Below are 19,962 nucleotides of genomic sequence, written 5' to 3'. Positions count from 1 at the left end.
CAGGGGCCTATGTCAAATGATATTACGTTAAAAGATGTATGGATCAGCTTTCTGCTGTTTGTGCTGGTGGGGGCTGCGATAGTATTTTTTGTCTTTGGCTTTTCTTCTGCCGGCTATATTGCAGCTCTATTTGATACAGGCAGTATTATCCGTGAAACTGCGGTGGGTGCGGGGGCTGGTTTACTCAGCGCCGGCGTTCTTCTTGCCCTGTACAAATGGACCTCTCTCGAATTTCCTGATAATCAGTATACAGCGCTTATTTATTCGCTGCTTCAAAAAAAATACGGAGTAGTAACGATTGCGGCCGGCGCAGGAATATCAGAAGAGTTTCTATTCCGCGGTGTACTTCTTGGTGTACTGGCTTATTACATAGAAAGCCTGCCGGCACTGATGATCGTGTCGGTTATATTTATGCTTGTACATGTTCCTCAGTACAAAGGAAGCCTCACGGCCCATGGCGTTGTACTATGTATTGGTTTAATGCTGGGATGGCTGTTTCTCCTATTCGGAACACTATGGGCGCCTATCGTGGCTCACGCGCTGTACAATGGCCTTCTCGGGTCTGCGATGAAACATGCGCTTTTAGAAAAATAACAAAAAGGTAATATTCTGCAGGAGAGGAGGAGACTCCGTGATTGAATTAAATGATGAAACAAAAGAAGATTATGTAAAAAAAATCATTGAAGCATTGGAAAAGGAAGATATCAGCGTATTCCGGGATATATTTCTGGACTTTCATCCTACCGACCAGGCTGAAATTTTTAATAACCTGGAGCCGGAACAGCGCGGACTTGTTTATAAATATTTAAGTCCGGAAGAATTCTCCGAAATATTTGAGAGCCTGGATATCGATGAGCAAAAAGAAGCGGCTCCCGAGCTGAGTAAAGATTATGCGGCGGACGTGTACAACAATATGTCTGCCGATGATGTTGCAGACTTCCTTGGTGAGCTTCAGCAGCCAAATGTACGGGAAATCCTCGGCTCGATGGATAAAGAAGAGGCCAGAGAAGTGCAGGAACTGCTGCTCTATGATGAAGAAACAGCCGGAGCCATTATGACAAAAGAATTTATTTCCTTGAAATCGTCTTCTACAGTGGCTGAAGTTATTGAGCTCCTTCGTAAAGAAGGACCTGAAGCGGAGACGATTTACTACTTATATGTAGTGGATGAAGACGGACGGCTTGCCGGCGTCGTATCAATCCGGGATTTAATTACCGCCTCCTCCGAAGAACAGGTTGAAAATATTATGAGCACCAGAGTGGTTTCCATTCATGTTAAAACGGATCAGGAAGAAGCTGCTCAGCTGATTCAGAAATATGATTTTCTGGCAGCCCCGGTTATTACGGATGATAATACACTGGTAGGGATTATTACGGTCGATGATGCACTGGATGTTCTCGAAGAGGAAGCGACGGAGGATTTTGGTGAGATAACGGCATCCAGAGGTTCCACAGATGTAAATATTACTTCCTATCAAGCAGCTAAACTTCGGACACCATGGATTATTCTGCTCATGTTTTTTGGACTGGGAACGGCTGAAGTCATCAATCGTTTCGAGAGTACCCTGGAAACGGTTGTCCTGCTTGCAGCGTTCATTCCACTCATTATGGGATCCGCAGGAAACACGGGAACACAATCACTTGCTGTTTCTGTAAGGTCTCTTGCTACAGGGGCCTCTTATAAAAAAGGACTGGCCCGTACGATTTGGAGGGAGTTTGCTACAGGCCTTCTAATTGGCAGTATTTCAGGCCTGGTTATTTTTCTGCTGCTCGGCACGTTTTATAATGATTTTACGCTCGGCTTAATCGTCGGCGGTTCGATTGTACTCTCGCTGGGAGCTGCCAGCGTCATTGGAATGACGATTCCTCTTATTATTAACAAAATGAACCTGGATCCGGCTATTGCCTCCGGACCGTTTATCACAACATTAAATGATATTATAAGTCTGTTGATTTATTTCACGATAGCCACATCTTTTCTTCAATATATGTAGAAATGACAGTGGGATATGCGTTAAAATAGTGTATAAAATCAGGAGATGATGGAGAAAGGATGAACAGGATGGAAGGACCATTTGGTTACTCATACGAGCAGAATCAGCCGGATGCAGTGCTGCACATTGAACCCTGGAAATATACGGTACAGGAAATGATGAACGAAATGATCGTCTCCTCCTTGTCTGCATCCGCTCAGGAAAGAACACCATCCTATTTATTGGGCCAATACAAAGGATTCTGGCAGCAGATGGTGTCTCCGCAGTGGTTTCATTATCATGCTTCTTATTATTTGTGGCTTGCCCATACATCGGGCACTCTGCTCCCGCTTCTTGAAAAAGAACAGGGCAGACTCGATGGCTGGCTGTTATATAGTAAAACAGGAAGCAGCCGGCCGGAAAAAAGTTTTTCAATTCCTATTATACAATGCGCACACGAACGGACGCTGTATGTATTTGAAAACGATTATACAGAACTCGGGCGTATTGCCCGTGCAGCGGAAGCTATGATGACAGCTTCCGGGGAAAAACGCGGGGTAGTGAATGTTCATTCTGTTGAAAATGGCAAAAGCCTGCGATATAAAAGATATGCTTAAAAACGCTCCGCCAATGAAGGCGGAGCGTTTGTTTTTCCACATTAGTTTACGTTTGAAGGGCAGTTTGGAATAAAGAAAAAAGACGGGCGTTATTTGCCGTAACGTCTTCAAGCGTATATTGGTCAAGCACAGCCAGATAAGCATTGAGCGCTTCACGTAAAGCAGACTGAAGCTCGCAGCCGCCGGCAAGCAGGCAGGTATTTTCAGAAGAAAAACACTCCACCATGTGAAAATTATCTTCCGTCTGTCTGACTACCCAGCCAATGTTAATGTCTTTCGGTTCTGCCGATAAGCGAATACCGCCGTTTCGTCCTTTTACTGATTCAATTAAATGCAGCTTTGATAATTCATGGCCTACTTTGGTTAAATGGTTATAAGAAATAGAATATGCATTGGAGATTTCTTTAATGCTTGTCAGCTTTTCTCTATCAACCGTAGCCAAATACATTAGAGTGCGCAGAGAGTAGTCTGTATAAGAAGTTAAGCGCATGAGAATCCTCCGTTCTTTTTTCCTGGTAACTCCAATAGTACCATAAAGTAAGCAACAGAAAAATCTTTTTGCCTGAGTAATAAAGATCGGCCGTTTGTGTACGTGGATTCGATCTGCAGCTGTTAGTTGGTATCTTCGAAACGCTTTAAATCATTTTTCTGGCCGATAACAATAAGAATGTCTCCAACTAAAACCCTGTCTTCGGCAAGCGGTGAAATATTGATTTGTTTTTTTCGTTTAATGCCTAAAATAGTGACGCCGAATTTGGCACGGATATCCAGATCAAAAAGCGTCTTGTTGTGCATGGATTTTGGAGCTGTAATTTCTACAATGGAATAATCTGCAGAAAGTTCAATATAATCGATTACTTTATCTGATACGAGATGCTGGGCTATGCGCTGCCCCATATCATGTTCCGGGTGGATAATTTTATCAGCGCCGATTTTATCGAGTACTTTATGATGATAATAATTTTGTGCTTTAGCCCATACTGATTTGATGCCTATTTCTTTTAGCAGCAAGGTACAAAGAATGCTTGCCTGAATATTATCTCCAATAGCAACAATAACATGATCGAAATTGGCAATACCAAGTTTACGAAGCGCTTTTTCATCAGTACCGTCCGCGACCGCACTATGAGTGGAAAAGTTTGTAATTTCTTTTACTTTGGAAGGGTTGATATCGACAGCCAGCACTTCATGGCCGAGCTGGAATAACTCTGTGCTGACGCTTACACCAAATCTTCCCAGTCCAATAATGGCGAATTGTTTCTTCAATGTTGTTTCTCTCCCCTGTTTATGCTGATAGGTATCTATTAAACAGCAGCCGCTGACGGCCTGCGTCAATTCTATATGTAATGTACTCTTGCCATATTCCTTTGTCAATAAACAGTGTTCATTTTTCATCTTATAGAAGCAGGTGTACAATAATCTGATGGATCTTATTGATATTAGAAAAATCAAAATAAATAATCTTCTACCCCTTTTGAGTTTTAACGTTATCATGTATAATGTAGGAAAGCGCATACAAAATGTTTTTCAATCCATTTTCTTTTCAAAAGAAAGCGGGAGCAAACGTTTATTCTATCGAAAAGGTGGGTATAAATGAGTAACATCAACTGCTGCTTAACTCACGATGGAAACCAGCCTTTTTTATTATATAAGAAGCCGATAATCCAGATAAAAGGATAGGGGGTTTGGGAAAGATGTTACATCCAACTCACGAACAGCATTTTATGAAAAAAGTGAAATCTGCAAAATATGGCAGAAGGCCATCAAGGCAGGTGCTTCAATCACTATATGCGCAAATGACACTTGAATATGCTTTGTTTGACTCCAATTATGAAAGATTACGCAGGTTAATTGACCATTCGCTTGATAATAAAGATGCCGGACAGTTTAAAATACTCACCGACCAATATAATGAATTAATTCACGAGTATGAACATGGAAAGATTATTCAGGAGCAGGGATACGAGCTGGAACTGGATTTTAAATTTAATTAGAAAAAGCTGCTTCTTGCGAAGCGGCTTTTTTTTGTAGTGCCGGCAAATTACATTTCTTTTCAGCAGGTTCAGGAATTATGCTGGCAATAGGCTTCTAGTTTTACTATACTCAATAAAGAAGAGCAAATAAAAAGGTGGCGTATGAATTGATATTATCCGATATAACGATCCGCGAAATGATGAAAAATAATGAATTGACGATAGAGCCCTGCAGCGAAGAGCAGATTCAGCCGGCCTCTGTTGATATCCGTCTTGGCCATCACTATTTAAAAATTGATGAGAATGCTATTGCTTCCATCAATTTAAATGAACCTGCTAAATATGTAGAATTTGAAAGCGATGAAGTCATTATTCCGCCTCATTCCTTCTTACTGGCTACAACGAACGAATACATAAAACTTCCAAACCATTTAACGGCTTTTGTAGAAGGCAGGAGCTCTATTGGAAGAATGGGCTTGTTTATTCAGAACGCAGGCTGGGTGGATCCGGGATTTGAAGGAGAAATTACCCTGGAATTATATAATGCCAACCGTCTTCCCATCATCCTCCAGTCCGGACGCAGAATAGCCCAGCTTGTATTTGCATCTATGGATCAGGAAGCAGGCGTCCCGTATAATGGGAAATACCAGGGTCAGCGCAAGGCCGTGGGGAGCCAGGTTTATTTGGATAAGGAAAAAAAATAACTTCAAGGTTTTGATATCCCTTCCCGGTGTCTGTATAGGGAAGCCGTGATATACTAGATAAAAAAATCAGCTTAAAACAAACGGGAAGTGAAAAGACATTGAGTTTAAAAAATGAAAAAGCTATTATTGTCTTCAGCGGCGGCCAGGACAGCACTACCTGTCTTTTTTGGGCCCTGGAACAATTTAAAGAAGTGATTGCGGTCACGTTTGATTACGGCCAGCGCCATTCAGAAGAATTAAAAGTAGCTTCTGATATTGCAGAGGATTTGAATATCGAACATCATATACTGGATATGACATTGTTAAACCAGCTTGCGCCAAACGCTCTTACTAGAGATTCTATAGAAGTGGAGGAAGGAAAGGATGGGGAACTTCCGTCTACCTTTGTAGAAGGGAGAAACCTGCTTTTCTTTTCTTTTGCGGCTATTGCAGCTTCTCAAAAAGGAGCCAAACATATAGTGACCGGCGTATGTGAAACAGATTACAGCGGGTATCCTGACTGCCGGGATGCATTTGTAAAGTCCTTAAACGTTTCCCTGAATTTAGGGATCGGGAAAGACTTTGTTATCCACACGCCGCTTATGTGGCTGGATAAAAAAGAAACCTGGAAGCTCGCGGATGACCTGGGGCAGTTAAATTATGTGCGCGATTATACATTGACGTGTTATCATGGCATACGTGGACAAGGGTGTGGAGAATGCCCTGCCTGTAAACTTCGGCGAGCAGGACTCGACCAATATAGGAGAGAAAAGGAACGGGAGTTATAATGCTTCATCAATTTTATCCGCAGGTGCCTCATGAGTACCGCTATGAACTGAATAAAGATATGCATTTGGCCGCCGCTCACTTTATTCCAAGTGAGGCTGCCGGCAAATGCCAGGATATACATGGACATACCTATGTAATAAACATCACCGTTGCTGGAGATCAACTAGACAGCAGCGGATTTTTGATTGATTTTAAAATACTAAAATCATTAATTCATCGTCCGTTTGACCATACACTTCTCAATGATCATGAATTATTTTCGAATGAAGAAGACAGCTGGTCTTTCCCAACTACTGAAGTGATCGCCGGGAAATTTTGGAAGCTTATTCAATCAGAATTAAACGAGCTTGCCCATCAGCCTAAGTGTGTCCAGCTGCTTGTCAGAGAGACACCTACCAGCTATGTGGTGTTCCGCCCGAAGAAAGAAGATTTTGCCATATGAAAAAAATACCGGTATTGGAAATATTCGGCCCTACTATTCAGGGGGAAGGTATGGTTATCGGCCAAAAAACGATGTTTGTCCGGACTGGCGGCTGTGATTACAGATGCAGCTGGTGCGATTCAGCTTTTACCTGGGATGGTTCACAGAAAGCGGCGGTAATGGATGCGGCCTCCATTGTTGAAAAGCTGTATGAGAAGGGTACGAACTTGTTTTCCCACGTCACCATTTCCGGCGGCAACCCCGCTATTCATCCGGGAATTCATTCCCTTATTGAGGAGCTGCGGAATCAAGGAATCCAGACTGCTGTGGAGACCCAGGGAAGCATCTGGGCAGAATGGATGATCGATATCGATGAAGTAACGATATCACCTAAGCCGCCCAGCTCTTTAATGAAAACAGATTGGGAAAAGCTTGATTATTATATAAACAGGCTGGAAAGAAGACCAAATAAAGCATTCAGCTTAAAAATTGTCATATTCAATAAAGAAGACCTGGAATACGCTGCTGAAGTGCATACGCGTTATCCCAATGCCCCGATGTTTCTTCAGGTAGGAAATGATGACCTGACGGAAAAGGAAGCTGGAATGCTTCGGGATCACCTGTTGGAACGATATGAGTGGCTGATCAGCGAAACAATGGACGACGCCAGGTGGAACGATGTGAAAATCCTGCCGCAGCTGCATACGCTTTTATGGGGAAACAAACAGGGTGTATAAACTATTAGATAAAAAGGAGCGGTTAATTTGTCTGAACGAAAGACAGGAATGGATGATTTAACATTGCTGGGAAACCAGCAGCAGGAGGGGCAGCAGTTTGAATATGATCCCGCTCTGCTGGAGAGCTTTGACAACAACCACCCCGGTACAGATTATTTTGTTAAATTTAACTGCCCGGAATTCACTACTCTCTGCCCGATGACCGGACAGCCTGACTTTGCAACGCTTTATATCAGCTATGTGCCTGACGTGAAGATGGTGGAAAGTAAATCATTGAAGCTTTATTTATTCAGCTACCGAAATCACGGAGGATTTCATGAAGACGCGATAAACACAATTGTTAATGATCTTGTCGAACTGATGGATCCCCGATATTTAGAAATCTGGGGAAAATTCACGCCCCGGGGCGGTATTTCTATTGATCCATATGTGAATTATGGAAAAAAAGGCACAAAGTTCGAAGAGATGGCCTACCATCGCTTAATGAATCATGACATGAATCCAGAAACAATTACTAATAGATAAAAAGCATCTGCCCGCAGGGGCAGATGCTTTTTTTAGATGTGTTCAGCGAAATTCTTATTTTTAGCATCCCGGTTGGCAACTTTTTCTGCCTCTTCTTTCAATCCATTCATCTCACCGCGGATTAATTCATAGCGGATTTGGCCGGATTGATAGAATTTATCACGTTTTGCCTGTTTTTCTGCCTGCTTTGCTGCTTTTTTCTTCTCGGCGTCCAGCTTTTTTTGTTCTTTTTTCTGCTGAAACGCTTCAAGCTTTTCCGTTTTTGCTTCCTGGAAACTTGCTTTTTTCTTCTGAAGCTCTTCAAGCTTTTCTGTTTTTGTTTCCTGCAGGCTTGTTTTTTTCTGCTGTGCCTTTTCCGCTGTCTGTGCGCGGAATTCTTTTCCCTGCACAGGAGCGGTCAAAAGGGTGAGAGCGAAAGATAAAAGAAAGCCGACGGTTAAGCCGGTTGCGAAATCGGGTTCATCGGAACGATTTTCCTTTACTCCGGCGCTGGTCATACAGAAGCATTCCCTTGCTGGGTTCCTTCTTTTAGTGCTTTACGCTTTTGGAAAAGATAATAGCCCAGCGCTGCTGCGCCATACACGCCTCCTAAATCTTTCTGCTTCGTCGTTTCGTTTCCTTCTGTCGTGTTTTTCTTCATAGAAGCTGTAACATCTACGAGAGAGGAAGAAACCTTTCTTGTCGCTTCACCAGCATCTCCAATGATATAGAAAAGCGGGCTTAATGCTCCAATTTTTTCATTCAGGTCATCAAGAGTCGTGTTGCTGCTGTTAAGAATACTCTCTGTATTTTTCATTACATCGTCAAGCTGGGAGGGAAGTTTTTCCACTGTTTTGTCCACATTGCCCAGTACGCTGGTTAAGTTGCGTAGAACGATAATAAGAAAAATAACTAAAATTGCAAAAGCAATACCGAAAACCAAAACTCCAATTCCTATTAAATCCATGTCTATGACCTCCTGAATATAAATTATTACCATCATAGCTTTTTCCTAAAATAATAGGGAAGAGCTATTATGTATACCTCTATACGTACCCCTGCCTGCCCTGCCTTAAACTACAAGAACAATTCATAAATAAAAAAGCTGCTTATTTATAAGGAGAGCAGGCTGCATACAAATAGAGGTATAATGTATTGTATCACAACTTAAAACGACTGCTGATCAAAGATTTTGTTGTATGCTTCCGCTGATTCAATGTCTTTCATGGTAATCCCTCCGGCATCGTGTGTGCAGAGACGGATAGATATATTTGTATAATTAATGATTATTTCCGGATGATGCTGGACATTTTCGGCATGTTCAGCCAGCTGATCCACAAAACGAATCCCCGTTGGAAAAGCATCGAACTGAAAACGGCGCTCCAGTGTCTTTGCATCTTTGCGTTCCCAGCCATTGAGCGTCTGCAGATAGTTTTCAATTTCCTCATTATTTAATGTCATTGTTTTCTCCTTTCCCAATAATAATGCTGCCCGCTGTAAAGGGCTGTGTTACTATGGATATTTCCTAAACAGCTTATATATAAACATGCAGAATAACCTGCGGAAAAAAAACCTTGTAGATAGAGAGCGGATTCATTAAAATAAGAGAAGAAGGAATGTATTTAACTGGGGGAGACGGACCAGTCGGTCTAGTATATAAAGATAGTAATGAGAGGAGTGGCTTGGATTGTTTAAACGAATTTTGGTAGCAAACAGAGGGGAAATAGCGGTTCGTGTTATTCGTGCCTGTAAAGAAATGGGCATTGAAACCGTTGCGATTTATTCGGAAGCCGACCGTGAAGCCCTGCATGTCATGATGGCAGACGAAGCTTATTGTGTCGGTCCCTATTCATCAGCAGAGAGCTATTTGAAAAAGACGAACATTATTTCAGCAGCATTAATGACGGGGTCGGAAGCGATTCATCCTGGTTACGGATTTCTGGCTGAAAACGCGGAATTTGCTGAAATCTGTAAGGATCACGATATTACTTTTATAGGCCCTTCATCGGAAGCCATAAATAAAATGGGAGCCAAATCGAGCGCCAGGGAAACAATGAAGTCTGCCGGAGTCCCAATTGTACCCGGAACGGAAGGACTTATTGAAGATGAAAAGAAAGCGTTAAAGGTTGCAAATGAAATCGGTTACCCGGTTATCGTGAAAGCTTCAGCCGGCGGCGGCGGCAAGGGCATGAGAGTTGCGGGAAGTGAAGAAGAGCTCGCAAAAGCTATCAGTATGGCCAAGCAGGAGGCACAAACCTCATTTGGCGATGCAAGTGTCTACTTAGAGAAATATATTGAAGAACCACGTCACGTCGAGATCCAGGTAATGGCTGACAGTAAAGGAAATGCGGTTCATTTTGGAGAGAGAGACTGCTCGATTCAACGGCGCCACCAGAAGCTGGTGGAGGAAGCACCATCTCCTGCTTTGGATCAGAAAACACGTAAGCAGATGGGAGACGCAGCCGTTAAAGCAGCCAAAGCAGTAGATTACTGCGGCGCCGGCACGGTCGAGTTTCTCCTGGATAAACACAAAAACTTCTATTTTATGGAGATGAATACGAGAATTCAGGTAGAACATCCCGTGACCGAAGAGGTGACGAATACAGACTTAATAAAAGAACAGATTTCTGTTGCATTTGGGAACCCGCTTTCTATGAAGCAGCGTGACATAAAGGTAGAGGGATGGGCTATCGAATGCAGAATTAATGCTGAAAATCCGATGAAGAAATTCATGCCGTCCCCGGGTAAAATTGAGACATATCTTCCGCCGGGCGGCTTCGGAGTAAGAGTTGACAGCGCCGTCTATCCAGGCTATACAATTACGCCCCACTACGATTCAATGGTTGCTAAAGTTATCGTACGCGGCAAAACGCGGGAGGAAGCTATTGCGAGAATGCAGCGTGCCTTGTCCGAATTTGTAGTCGAAGGCGTGTATACGACAATTCCTTTCCATCTAAGACTTTTAAACCACCCTGCTTTTAAGGATGGAGATTTTAATACAGGGTTTTTGGAACAGTACAACATAATGGAGGATTAGGTTCATCTGCCGTCCTTCTAGAAAGAGCAGGTGGGTTAACTTGCCTTCAAGATCAACGAAACAGCGAATAACAGACTCAGCATTAAAGCTGTTTGAAGAATTTGGCTTTCATGCGGTTACCGTAGATACGATAGTTAAAGACAGCAGTACCTCCAAGGGAGGCTTTTACCATAACTTTCGTTCCAAAGATGAACTTCTCTACACTATTCATGATTCGTTTATAACCTACGTTATAGATAAAGCCGTAGAAGCCCATGATGTTAACGAAACCCCTGCTGAAAAATTATACGAGACGGTTCGTTCATTTGTAAAAATGTTTGAAGTCTACCGCCCCCATGTTACTGTTTTTTATCAGGAGAGCGTATATTTATCCCCGGAGTTTTATGAGAACATCAAAAAGAAGCGTAAAAAGTACAAAGATCTTATGTTTAAAGTTGTGCAGGAAGGTAAAGAAGCAGGTGAATTCCGTGAAGAACTGCCGATCCCCATTACGTCTATGGCTATTTTTGGAATGATTAACTGGACGTATAAATGGTATAAAGCAGAGGGGGAATATTCCATACAGGAAATTGCGGATATCTATGCAGATTTAATTATGCACTCCGTCCTGACGGAAGAAGCCAGAAAAAATCCGGATTATCAGTGTTTTTTTTATCGTTCATCTAACTAAAGGAGTGAGCAGAATGTATAAAGTAAATGAAATCAAGGAACTTATTAGAGCATTGGACAATTCTTCTCTGGAAGAGCTTGAAATAAGAGGAGAAAATAAAACAAAACTGCTATTAAAAAAGACCGCTTCTTCAGCGTCCGCGCCTGTCAGTCAGAAGCAGGACACAGCTCAGGCAGAAAACAGAGAAGAACAGGCGCCGGCACCAGTTTTCGAACAGCAGCAGGAGCAGGCAAAAGACCCTGCATCCGCAGAAAAAGAAACGGAAACGAAAAGTAAAGCAGATACAAGCCATTTAGGCGAAATTACGTCTCCAATGGTAGGAACGTTCTACAGTGCTCCTTCTCCAGAGGAAGGTCCCTATGTTAAAACAGGAGACAATGTGAAAAAAGATTCTATTGTCTGTATTGTAGAGGCAATGAAGCTGATGAACGAACTCGAAGCGGAAATCGACGGCGAGATTGTTGAAATTCTCGTAGAAAATGGAGAATTGGTTGAGTATGGACAGCCGCTTTTCCTTGTTAAAGAATCATAAGATAATAAAAAAGAGTCTCTCGAATAGCGGGAGATTTCTTTTTTAAAATAAATGTAAGCGTTTTATAAGGAGATGGGTATATGAGCCGGGACATGATTGATTATATCGATGAAATGGAAAAAAGGCGCGAGAAAGTCAAAATGGGTGGTGGAGAGATCCGCATGGAAGCCCAGCACGACCGGGGAAAAGGAACGGCAAGAGAAAGAATAGATCTGCTTGTAGATGAAGGCAGCTTTGTAGAGCTGAACCCATTTATCGAAGGAAGGACAGGGGAAGGTGACCTGGAAGCCCCTGGAGAGGGTGTCGTCACGGGATACGCAAAAATCGATGGCAGGCAGATTTTTCTTTTCTCCCAGGATTTCACCGTGTACGGGGGAGCTCTTGGAGAAATGCATGCGCTGAAAATTGCCAAAGTGATGGATCTCGCAGCAGAAAATGGTTCTCCTATTATTGGATTAAATGATTCCGGGGGGGCGCGTATCCAGGAAGGGGTATTGTCTCTGGACGGCTATGGCCACGTTTTTTACCGCAATTCCATTTATTCCGGCGTGATTCCGCAGATTTCTGTGATCCTCGGTCCCTGTGCGGGCGGGGCAGTTTATTCCCCGGCCATTACAGATTTTGTTTTCATGGTGGAAAAAACGAGCCAGATGTTTATTACCGGTCCTAAAGTAATTGAAAGTGTAACCGGAGCAACCATTAATTCTGAAGAACTCGGCGGGGCAAAAGTTCACGCCAAAAAAAGCGGGAATGCCCATTTTACTGCTCCAACGGAAGAAGAAGTACTTCATCAGGTCAGACAGCTGGTAAGCTATCTGCCTTCAAGCTTTCAGGAAAAAGCTCCTATTTTAAAATCAGCAGAAAAGCAGAACGACCGCATTGATGAAATGCTGGATATTGTTCCGGTGGAAACGACTAAAGTATACGACGTGCGAAACGTTGTTAAGAGTATATTGGATAACGGTGAGTTTCTAGAAGTGCAGGAAGACTTTGCTAAAAATATTGTTATCGGCTTTGGAAGAATTAAAGGAGAAAGCATAGGAATTGTAGCTAATAACCCCAAAATGATGGCAGGCGGGCTGGATATTGACTCTTCCGATAAATGTTCACGCTTTATCCGCTTCTGTGATTGCTTCAATATACCTATTATCACGCTCGAAGACGTAAGCGGCTTTATTCCCGGTATTCAGCAGGAGCATGGAGGTATTATACGACATGGGGCAAAAATACTCTACGCCTATTCGGAAGCTACTGTACCTAAGATTACCGTCATTTTAAGAAAAGCATTTGGAGGCGCCTATGTGGCGCTAAACAGTAAAGCTATCGGCGCTGATCTGGTTTTTTCCTGGCCCAATGCAGAAATAGCGGTCATGGGACCGGGAGGCGCAGCCAACATAATTTTTTCAAAAGAGATTAAAGAAAGCAGCAATCCGGATGAAACGAGAAAACAAAAGATCGAAGAATACCGCAGCCGTTTTGCAAATCCCTATATTGCAGCAGGGAACGGGATGATTGATGATGTAATAGATCCCAGAGATACAAGAACGGTTATAGCGGGCTCCCTTGAAATGCTTCGCAAAAAAAAGCAGCAGAAGCCTGCTAAAAAGCACGGCAATATTCCCCTATAAAAAAGGAGGACGGCATGATGGCCGATAACGAAAACCACCGGCAGGCACTCAGCGATATCTGCGTTTTTCCTGCGCCATCGCTGGAGGAGTGGGAAGAGGCAGTAAAAAAGACACTCAAAGGAAAAACAGCGGCAGAACTGCATCACGTATCGGAAGAAGGTCTGGACATAAAGCCGCTGTACACGAATAAAGACCGGCCGGCCGGACTGAACACTATGCTTTCGGGCGACTTTCCTTATACAAGAGGCAGCCGGGCGTTTCAGAACCAGAAGAAACCCTGGGAAATTGTACAGCGGACATTTGAAAGACTGCCGGAGAAAGTAAATGAAGAAATGAAAGAAGGCATGAAAAAGGGACAGGACGGTTCTGACATTGGTATAAATAGAGGTTTTCAAAGACAGGAAAAAGCGGTATCAGCCACCGGGGTATGCGTATCTTCTACACAAGAAGCCTCAGCGGTGCTGGAAGGAATAGATGTGGGTAAGTATACTATTGCACTCCATGCGGAAGGACCTGTTCTGCCGTTTTTTTCAATTTGGATCAGTGCATTACGACAAAACGAAGGCTGGAAGCAGTTTAAAGGAAGCATTACGGTCGATCCCCTGAGTGAGCTGGCTGAAACCGGCAGCCTTGCAACTTCCCTGGATACTGCTATGGATCAGACAGTGGAAATACTCAAATGGCAGGACCAAGAGGAGATGGATTTTCCTGTGATCCGTGTCTCCAGTGAAACATGGCATAATAACGGAGCGGACATGGCACAGGAGCTGGCCGCTCTAACAGCCTCAGGTGTTTATTATGTAAATGAACTGCTTGACCGGGGCGTAAGTCTGCAGAAGGTACTGCGGTCTCTTGTATTTCATATGCCGGCAGGAGGAAGATACTTTCCGGAAATGGCAAAGCTTCGCGCGGCCAGGTTATTGTGGGCCAACGCAGCTAAAGCATTCGGTGCAGCAAATGAAGAGTGCCGGATAGAGCTTAGAGGCTCTACGTCAAAGCGCACAAAAACGGTGTATGATCCGTTTAATAATATGCTGAGGGGATCGATTGAAGGATTTGCCGCAGCGGCGGGGGGAGTGGATGTTCTTCATATTGCCCCTTTTGATGAAGTTATTCAAAAACCCTCCTCCTTTGCTTCACGTATTGCAAGAAACACTCAGATTATTTTACAGGAAGAAGCACATATCGGAAAAACAATGGATGCTCCTGGAGGCTCCTTCTATGTAGAGACGTTAACGGAAGAATTGGCAGAAAAAGCGTGGACTCTCTTTCAGGAGATTGAAAAAGAAGGCGGAATCGCTTCGGCTCTCGCATCCGGATTTATCCAGAAGCAGACCGAAGCCAGCCGCGAAGTACGTTTAAAGCAAATTGAAGAGCGGAAAAAAGGAATTATCGGCGTAAATATGTATCCAAATGATAAAGAGAAAACCATATCGGCCGGATACGATGACGAAAAGGAAATAAACAAATATAACGATCAAATGCACAATAGTTCAAAAAGGCGAAAAGAAGCCGTTTCGTTTAAGGAAGCCGTCCAGCTGGCAGAACAAGGATTTTCATTATGGGAAATAGCCGGCAGCGATCTTTCTGAAAATGAAGGCCTGCAGGTTACAGCAATGCCGTTGGTTCGTGATGCAGAGCGGTTCGAAAACCTGCGCACGGAAATAGAAGCATACAGCGCGGAAAAAGAGAGTCTTTCTCTTCTTGTACTCGGAATCGGCCCGCTTGCCTCCTGCAAACCGCGCATGGATTTTGCGGCGGGTTTTCTAAAAACGGGTGGCTATTCGATCATTACTATTCAGGCAGATACGATACAAGAGGCGGAAAAATCGGCAGAGGAGCATAACATTCCTGTCGTTTTGTGCGGGTCGGATGAGCAGTATAAGCTGCTTAAAGAAGAAAACCTGCAGGCAATAAAAAAGAATGCGGGTACACTTATGCTCGCCGGGGAAGACAGCCGGGACATTATAGATCTCTGCCTGAACAAAAAGAAAAATGTGTACCAAAGCCTGGCGTGGCTCCGTGAAAAAATGGGAGGTAAAGCGTATGCCGACTAAACCGGATTTTTCAAAAATAAAGTTGACCACTTCGTCTTCAGCAGTAAAGGGAAATAAGAAACAGGACGCCGGCAGTTTTTCTACGGTAGAAGGCATTGATGTGCAGCCATCCTATTCAAAAGAAGATATCCAGGGACTGCCTCATATTGATTATTTATCCGGTATTGCTCCGTTTTTACGAGGTCCCTATCCTGCAATGTATATTACCAGGCCCTGGACAATCAGGCAGTATGCCGGATACTCCACGGCAGAGGAGTCCAATGCTTTTTACCGGAAAAATTTAGAAGCAGGTCAAAAAGGTCTTTCAGTCGCTTTTGATCTGGCTACGCACCGCGGCTATGACTCAGACCATCCCCGTGTGGAAGAAGACGTTGGAAAAGCGGGAGTGGCAATTGATTCTATTCTGGATATGAAAATACTTTTTGATGGCATCCCCCTTGATAAAATGTCAGTTTCCATGACGATGAACGGGGCCGTTCTTCCAACGCTTGCGTTTTATATTGTGGCGGCAGAAGAACAGGGAGTGGACAGAGAACAGTTAACGGGAACGATTCAAAACGATATTTTAAAGGAATACATGGTACGGAACACGTATATTTACCCTCCTGAAATGTCTATGAAGATCATAGCGGATATTTTTGCTTATACATCAGAGCATATGCCTAAATTCAACAGCATATCCATTTCCGGCTACCATATGCAGGAAGCCGGGGCGACCGCCGATCTGGAGCTTGGATATACGCTGGCTGACGGCCTGGAATATCTGCGCACGGGCCTTGGAGCTGGAATGAGTATTGATGAATTTGCTCCGCGTTTGTCATTTTTCTGGGCAGTAGGCATGAATCATTATATGGAAATAGCAAAAATGAGAGCAGCCCGGGTGCTTTGGGCGAGAATTCTAAAGCCATTTGCGCCGCAGAATGAAAAGTCATCAGCGCTGCGCACACACTCGCAGACATCGGGATGGAGCCTGACAGAGCAGGATCCGTATAATAACGCAGCCAGAACAAGTATCGAAGCACTGGCGGCAGCCATGGGAGGCACCCAGTCCCTTCATACGAATGCGCTGGATGAAGCTATTGCCCTGCCTACCGATTTTTCGGCAAGAATTGCGAGGAATACCCAGCTTTATCTGCAGGAAGAGACAGAAATTACAGACGTGGTCGATCCGTGGGGAGGCTCCTATTACGTAGAAACACTAACAGCAGAGCTGATCAGTAAAGCCTGGGCGCATATTCAGGAAGTAGAAGAGGCAGGCGGTATGACCAAGGCTATTGAAGCGGGGCTTCCTAAAATGAGAATTGAAGAAGCCGCCGCAAAAAGACAGGCCCATATTGATTCCGGACGTGAAACGATCGTAGGGATCAATAAATATAAACCGGATGAGGAAGAGCCGCTTGAAATCAGGGATATTGATAATACAACGGTACGGCAGTCCCAGCTGCAGCGGTTGGATAAACTCAAAGCTGATAGAGACAGTGCTGCAGTAGAAGCTGCATTACATGCGCTGACTGAAGCGGCGCGTTCCGGTGAAGGTAATCTGCTTGAAAAGGCGGTGGATGCAGCTCGGGCCCGTGCAAGCCTTGGTGAAATATCCTCAGCGCTGGAGAAAGTGGCCGGCCGGCACCAGGCGGTGATCCGTTCCATCAGCGGCGTGTACAGTGCCGAATTCGGGGAGGGGGAAATAGTGGATGAGGTCAGGAAACTAACCGACTCATTTGCAGAAGAAGAAGGGCGCAGGCCGAGGATTATGATTGCTAAAATGGGACAGGATGGACATGACAGAGGAGCTAAAGTTATTTCAACAGCTTTTGCAGATCTGGGTTTTGATGTAGATATCGGTCCATTATTTCAAACCCCGGAAGAAGCGGTGCGGCAGGCCATTGAAAATGATGTGCATGTTCTTGGTATGAGTTCATTAGCCGGCGGTCATAAAACAATTCTTCCTAAAGTAATGAAGGAATTAAAAAAAGAGGGAAGAGAAGATATTGTGGTAATTGTAGGAGGCGTTATTCCCTCCCAGGATTATAAAGGCCTGAAGGAAGCAGGAGCAGCCGCTGTATTTGGTCCGGGAACCGTTATTCCGGCAGCGGCAAAGCAGGTGGTAGAGGAAGTGCAGTCCAGGCTTAGGGAAGCATAGTCCGAAAGGAAGGATGAGGATGGGCAGTACACAAAAGAAGAAATTAACTCCCTTCCAGCATGTTGAAGGAGTCAGGAAGGGGCACAGGGCTTCGATAGCACAAACTATTACGCTTATTGAAAGCAGCGCAGCGAAGCATTTTGAAGATGCCCAGAGTGTACTTGAACAGCTGATGCCCTATACTGGAAAGTCGGTTCGTATCGGTATTACCGGAGTACCCGGAGCCGGAAAAAGCACGCTGATTGAAGAGCTGGGAATGCAGCTGTGCGAAAGCGGGTTTAAGGTAGCCGTTCTGGCTGTGGATCCATCATCAAGTGTGAACAGGGGCAGCATTCTTGGAGATAAAACAAGAATGGGCAGGCTTTCTAAGCATCCCGATGCCTACGTGCGACCTTCTCCTACAGGAGGAAATCTAGGCGGGGTGGCTAAAAAAACACGCGAAACGATGCTCGTATGTGAGGCTGCCGGGTATGATGTGATTATTATCGAAACCGTCGGCGTAGGTCAAAGTGAATTAACAGTACGCTCCCTCGTGGATTTCTTTATGGTGTTAATGCTCACAGGAGGCGGAGATGAGCTGCAGGGCATCAAAAAGGGCTTAATGGAAATAGCGGATGCCGTTTTTATTAATAAAGCGGACGGAAGCAATAAGCAGCCGGCTGAACTGGCTAAAGCTGAATATAACCGCCTGCTTCATTTTCTGCAGCCGGCTTCACCGGGCTGGGAGACCAAAGCCTATACCGTTTCGGCCTTAACCGGGGAAGGTATGGACAATATTTGGAACGTTATCCAGTCTTTTAAACAAACAATGAAAGGGAACGGTCATTTTGACCAGCGTCGCCGGGAACAGGTGTCAGAATGGATGGAGCGGTTGATGATAGATGAATTAACTTCTTCTTTTTATCAAAACGAACAACTGCAGGAGCATTTTGCCCAAAACAAAAAACTAGTACAGGATGGGGAAAAACCGCTGCGTAAAGCAATTCAAGAGCTGATGGAAGAGTATAGGCAGATTCAGCAGAAAAAGGAAAAATAATTAGATCTAAAGAACTGGTTCTTTAGTTTCACTTATTCATTTTTTCGATGTATAATAAATAATATTACTTAAATAAAAAGACGGTTGGGAGGCACTAATATGACAAGTTGTTCAAAATGCGGCATGATTCCTTCTCTGGAAGAAACCGGCACTTTTTTATTTACAGCAGCAGAGGCCGGCGGCAGGGATTTAATTATAAAACATTTAAAAGATAGAGGCGCAGAGCCTGAGCAGGAAGGAAGAACAATACATGTTCCTTTTTACAGCTTGGAAGAAGCGGTCCGTATGGTCGACGGCCTTGAAGCTGATTTAAAAGAAAGCGGCGTTTCCGTAAAAGGGACCTGGAAAAACAGCGCCTCCGTATTTGGGCATATGCTTGATCTCGCTGTACTTAAAGTGAGAATATCAAAACCTTCATATTTGAAGATTATTAACGAAGGATTGTTTACGCATCACATGCAGCCGATTATTAATTTACATAGCTCAGAAGTAATGGGCCAGGAATTTCTAATGAGGCCTGACAGCAGCACGTACTCTTTCTACCCTGGAGAGTTGTTTGACTATGCCCAAAAAGCAGACCTTCAGTCTGTACTCGACAGTCAGGCAAGAATGTCTTCCATTGAACATAGCGCTCGCCACCTTGACCAGGGGACGAAACGATTTATTAATTTTCTTCCGTCGTCTATTTATGATCCTAATCACTGTTTGAAATCAACATTCAAAGTGGTAAAGGAACATGGAGTCGATCCGTCCGACCTGGTTTTTGAAGTAGTGGAAACAGAAAAAATTCATAATGTGGCCCACCTGCAGAACATTTTCAAAACATACCAGCAGTATGGAGTTAATGTAGCACTCGACGATTTAGGTTCAGGGTTTGCTACGGTGGAAATGCTTGAACAATTAAAGCCCGATTACGGCAAAGTAGACCGCAGCCTGATTTCTTACTGTGACCAGGATGAAGAAAAGCAGGAAAAGCTCAAGCAGATGCTGAAAAGAGCGGAAATTCATAACATAAAAATGCTCGCAGAAGGTATAGAAAGAAAAGAAGAACTTGAAGTAGTAAAGCAGCTTGGTTTTGATCTGGCTCAGGGGTATTATATTGGCAGGCCTTCAGATTATCCAATGGGTAAATCATTCACGACAGCGGGAAAATAGAAAGGAAGGAT

Annotated in this window: 22 protein-coding genes; 17 read left to right on the top strand and 5 right to left on the bottom strand. The window is 43.9% G+C overall.

Translation table 11 applies throughout. The features are described from left to right. Positions 1–9: 9 nt before the first annotated feature. Genes ATL39_RS06665 through ATL39_RS06655 form a run of 3 tightly spaced genes read left to right on the top strand, consistent with a single transcriptional unit; the run spans position 10 to position 2,589 of the window. The gene (locus tag ATL39_RS06665) at positions 10–594 is read left to right on the top strand and encodes a CPBP family intramembrane glutamic endopeptidase (RefSeq protein WP_120192509.1); all 585 of its coding nucleotides are present in this window, start codon (positions 10–12) and stop codon (positions 592–594) included. Between the two features lie 37 nt (positions 595–631). Further along, entirely contained in the window at positions 632–1,993 is a 1,362-nt protein-coding gene (gene mgtE, locus ATL39_RS06660; RefSeq protein ID WP_120192508.1) for a magnesium transporter, read from the top strand. A 59-nt stretch (positions 1,994–2,052) separates the two neighbouring features. Continuing rightward, positions 2,053–2,589: a hypothetical protein gene (locus ATL39_RS06655; RefSeq protein ID WP_147419339.1), complete on the top strand. Its 537-nt coding sequence runs from the start codon at positions 2,053–2,055 to the stop codon at positions 2,587–2,589. 46 nt (positions 2,590–2,635) lie between these two features. Here ATL39_RS06655 and ATL39_RS06650 read toward each other — a convergent pair whose 3' ends face one another. Both ATL39_RS06650 and ATL39_RS06645 read right to left on the bottom strand, forming a co-directional pair. Further along, positions 2,636–3,079, bottom strand: coding sequence for an RrF2 family transcriptional regulator (locus ATL39_RS06650; RefSeq protein WP_120192506.1), 444 nt, complete (start codon positions 3,077–3,079; stop codon positions 2,636–2,638). 122 nt (positions 3,080–3,201) lie between these two features. Next, positions 3,202–3,855 (bottom strand): potassium channel family protein, encoded by a 654-nt coding sequence (locus ATL39_RS06645; protein WP_120192505.1) that lies wholly within the window; start codon positions 3,853–3,855, stop codon positions 3,202–3,204. A 428-nt stretch (positions 3,856–4,283) separates the two neighbouring features. Here ATL39_RS06645 and ATL39_RS06640 point away from each other — a divergent pair, with 428 nt between their 5' ends. The 6 genes from ATL39_RS06640 to queF all read left to right on the top strand — a co-directional run bounded on the left by ATL39_RS06640 (position 4,284) and on the right by queF (position 7,717). Beyond that, entirely contained in the window at positions 4,284–4,583 is a 300-nt protein-coding gene (locus ATL39_RS06640) for an IDEAL domain-containing protein (protein ID WP_120192504.1), read from the top strand. A 146-nt stretch (positions 4,584–4,729) separates the two neighbouring features. Beyond that, positions 4,730–5,266, top strand: a complete 537-nt coding sequence (dcd, locus tag ATL39_RS06635; RefSeq protein ID WP_120192503.1) for a dCTP deaminase — start codon at positions 4,730–4,732, stop codon at positions 5,264–5,266. A gap of 98 nt (positions 5,267–5,364) precedes the next feature. Further along, entirely contained in the window at positions 5,365–6,033 is a 669-nt protein-coding gene (gene queC, locus ATL39_RS06630) for a 7-cyano-7-deazaguanine synthase QueC (protein ID WP_120192502.1), read from the top strand. Further along, positions 6,033–6,476 (top strand): 6-carboxytetrahydropterin synthase, encoded by a 444-nt coding sequence (locus ATL39_RS06625; RefSeq protein ID WP_120192501.1) that lies wholly within the window; start codon positions 6,033–6,035, stop codon positions 6,474–6,476. The genes queC and ATL39_RS06625 overlap by 1 nt, the downstream gene beginning before the upstream one ends. Then, the gene (gene queE, locus ATL39_RS06620) at positions 6,473–7,192 is read left to right on the top strand and encodes a 7-carboxy-7-deazaguanine synthase QueE (protein ID WP_120192500.1); all 720 of its coding nucleotides are present in this window, start codon (positions 6,473–6,475) and stop codon (positions 7,190–7,192) included. Before ATL39_RS06625 ends, queE begins: the two co-directional genes overlap by 4 nt. 48 nt (positions 7,193–7,240) lie before the next feature. Then, entirely contained in the window at positions 7,241–7,717 is a 477-nt protein-coding gene (gene queF / locus ATL39_RS06615) for a preQ(1) synthase (RefSeq protein WP_120192662.1), read from the top strand. A gap of 32 nt (positions 7,718–7,749) precedes the next feature. On the opposite strand, the gene ATL39_RS06610 is transcribed toward queF, so the two are convergent. From ATL39_RS06610 to ATL39_RS06600, 3 genes are all read right to left on the bottom strand, one after another. Further along, a complete protein-coding gene (locus tag ATL39_RS06610; RefSeq protein WP_120192499.1) occupies positions 7,750–8,214 on the bottom strand; it encodes a YtxH domain-containing protein in 465 nt (154 codons plus the stop codon). Next, a complete protein-coding gene (locus ATL39_RS06605; protein ID WP_120192498.1) occupies positions 8,211–8,663 on the bottom strand; it encodes a DUF948 domain-containing protein in 453 nt (150 codons plus the stop codon). The genes ATL39_RS06610 and ATL39_RS06605 overlap by 4 nt, the downstream gene beginning before the upstream one ends. Before the next feature lie 200 nt (positions 8,664–8,863). Next, the gene (locus ATL39_RS06600) at positions 8,864–9,157 is read right to left on the bottom strand and encodes a 4a-hydroxytetrahydrobiopterin dehydratase (RefSeq protein WP_120192497.1); all 294 of its coding nucleotides are present in this window, start codon (positions 9,155–9,157) and stop codon (positions 8,864–8,866) included. Positions 9,158–9,383: 226 nt separating this feature from the next. Here ATL39_RS06600 and accC point away from each other — a divergent pair, with 226 nt between their 5' ends. The 8 genes from accC (at position 9,384) to ATL39_RS06560 (ending at position 19,951) form a co-directional block, all read left to right on the top strand. Next, the gene (accC, locus tag ATL39_RS06595) at positions 9,384–10,733 is read left to right on the top strand and encodes an acetyl-CoA carboxylase biotin carboxylase subunit (RefSeq protein WP_120192496.1); all 1,350 of its coding nucleotides are present in this window, start codon (positions 9,384–9,386) and stop codon (positions 10,731–10,733) included. A 40-nt stretch (positions 10,734–10,773) separates the two neighbouring features. Further along, positions 10,774–11,403, top strand: coding sequence for a TetR/AcrR family transcriptional regulator (locus ATL39_RS06590; protein WP_120192495.1), 630 nt, complete (start codon positions 10,774–10,776; stop codon positions 11,401–11,403). A gap of 13 nt (positions 11,404–11,416) precedes the next feature. Next, positions 11,417–11,935, top strand: coding sequence for an acetyl-CoA carboxylase biotin carboxyl carrier protein (accB, locus tag ATL39_RS06585; protein WP_120192494.1), 519 nt, complete (start codon positions 11,417–11,419; stop codon positions 11,933–11,935). Between the two features lie 80 nt (positions 11,936–12,015). Next, positions 12,016–13,563, top strand: coding sequence for an acyl-CoA carboxylase subunit beta (locus ATL39_RS06580; protein ID WP_120192493.1), 1,548 nt, complete (start codon positions 12,016–12,018; stop codon positions 13,561–13,563). A gap of 14 nt (positions 13,564–13,577) precedes the next feature. Beyond that, on the top strand, positions 13,578–15,620 hold the full coding sequence (locus ATL39_RS06575; protein ID WP_120192492.1) for a methylmalonyl-CoA mutase family protein: 2,043 nt from the start codon (positions 13,578–13,580) through the stop codon (positions 15,618–15,620). Then, the gene (gene scpA / locus ATL39_RS06570) at positions 15,610–17,760 is read left to right on the top strand and encodes a methylmalonyl-CoA mutase (protein WP_120192491.1); all 2,151 of its coding nucleotides are present in this window, start codon (positions 15,610–15,612) and stop codon (positions 17,758–17,760) included. The genes ATL39_RS06575 and scpA overlap by 11 nt, the downstream gene beginning before the upstream one ends. Before the next feature lie 13 nt (positions 17,761–17,773). Then, complete coding sequence (gene meaB / locus ATL39_RS06565; RefSeq protein ID WP_120192490.1) at positions 17,774–18,796, top strand: methylmalonyl Co-A mutase-associated GTPase MeaB; 1,023 nt, start codon at positions 17,774–17,776, stop codon at positions 18,794–18,796. Between the two features lie 99 nt (positions 18,797–18,895). Further along, positions 18,896–19,951, top strand: a complete 1,056-nt coding sequence (locus tag ATL39_RS06560) for an EAL domain-containing protein (RefSeq protein WP_120192489.1) — start codon at positions 18,896–18,898, stop codon at positions 19,949–19,951. Positions 19,952–19,962: the final 11 nt, after the last annotated feature.

Source organism: Sinobaca qinghaiensis, assembly GCF_003610495.1.
Classification (GTDB): Bacteria; Bacillota; Bacilli; order Bacillales; family Marinococcaceae; genus Sinobaca; species Sinobaca qinghaiensis.
This window is presented reverse-complemented; position numbering and strand designations above follow the sequence as displayed.

What these genes read in the sequence shown, in the direction of transcription:
- ATL39_RS06665 (WP_120192509.1), top strand. Translation starts at nt 10, where the DNA reads ATGTCAAATGATATTACGTTAAAAGATGTATGGATCAGCTTTCTGCTG.
- ATL39_RS06655 (WP_147419339.1), top strand. Translation starts at nt 2,053, where the DNA reads ATGAACAGGATGGAAGGACCATTTGGTTACTCATACGAGCAGAATCAG.
- ATL39_RS06650 (WP_120192506.1), bottom strand. Translation starts at nt 3,079, where the DNA reads ATGCGCTTAACTTCTTATACAGACTACTCTCTGCGCACTCTAATGTAT.
- ATL39_RS06640 (WP_120192504.1), top strand. Translation starts at nt 4,284, where the DNA reads ATGTTACATCCAACTCACGAACAGCATTTTATGAAAAAAGTGAAATCT.
- ATL39_RS06625 (WP_120192501.1), top strand. Translation starts at nt 6,033, where the DNA reads ATGCTTCATCAATTTTATCCGCAGGTGCCTCATGAGTACCGCTATGAA.
- queE (WP_120192500.1), top strand. Translation starts at nt 6,473, where the DNA reads ATGAAAAAAATACCGGTATTGGAAATATTCGGCCCTACTATTCAGGGG.
- queF (WP_120192662.1), top strand. Translation starts at nt 7,241, where the DNA reads ATGGATGATTTAACATTGCTGGGAAACCAGCAGCAGGAGGGGCAGCAG.
- ATL39_RS06610 (WP_120192499.1), bottom strand. Translation starts at nt 8,214, where the DNA reads ATGACCAGCGCCGGAGTAAAGGAAAATCGTTCCGATGAACCCGATTTC.
- ATL39_RS06605 (WP_120192498.1), bottom strand. Translation starts at nt 8,663, where the DNA reads ATGGATTTAATAGGAATTGGAGTTTTGGTTTTCGGTATTGCTTTTGCA.
- ATL39_RS06600 (WP_120192497.1), bottom strand. Translation starts at nt 9,157, where the DNA reads ATGACATTAAATAATGAGGAAATTGAAAACTATCTGCAGACGCTCAAT.
- accB (WP_120192494.1), top strand. Translation starts at nt 11,417, where the DNA reads ATGTATAAAGTAAATGAAATCAAGGAACTTATTAGAGCATTGGACAAT.
- ATL39_RS06580 (WP_120192493.1), top strand. Translation starts at nt 12,016, where the DNA reads ATGAGCCGGGACATGATTGATTATATCGATGAAATGGAAAAAAGGCGC.
- ATL39_RS06575 (WP_120192492.1), top strand. Translation starts at nt 13,578, where the DNA reads ATGATGGCCGATAACGAAAACCACCGGCAGGCACTCAGCGATATCTGC.
- scpA (WP_120192491.1), top strand. Translation starts at nt 15,610, where the DNA reads ATGCCGACTAAACCGGATTTTTCAAAAATAAAGTTGACCACTTCGTCT.
- meaB (WP_120192490.1), top strand. Translation starts at nt 17,774, where the DNA reads ATGAGGATGGGCAGTACACAAAAGAAGAAATTAACTCCCTTCCAGCAT.
- ATL39_RS06560 (WP_120192489.1), top strand. Translation starts at nt 18,896, where the DNA reads ATGACAAGTTGTTCAAAATGCGGCATGATTCCTTCTCTGGAAGAAACC.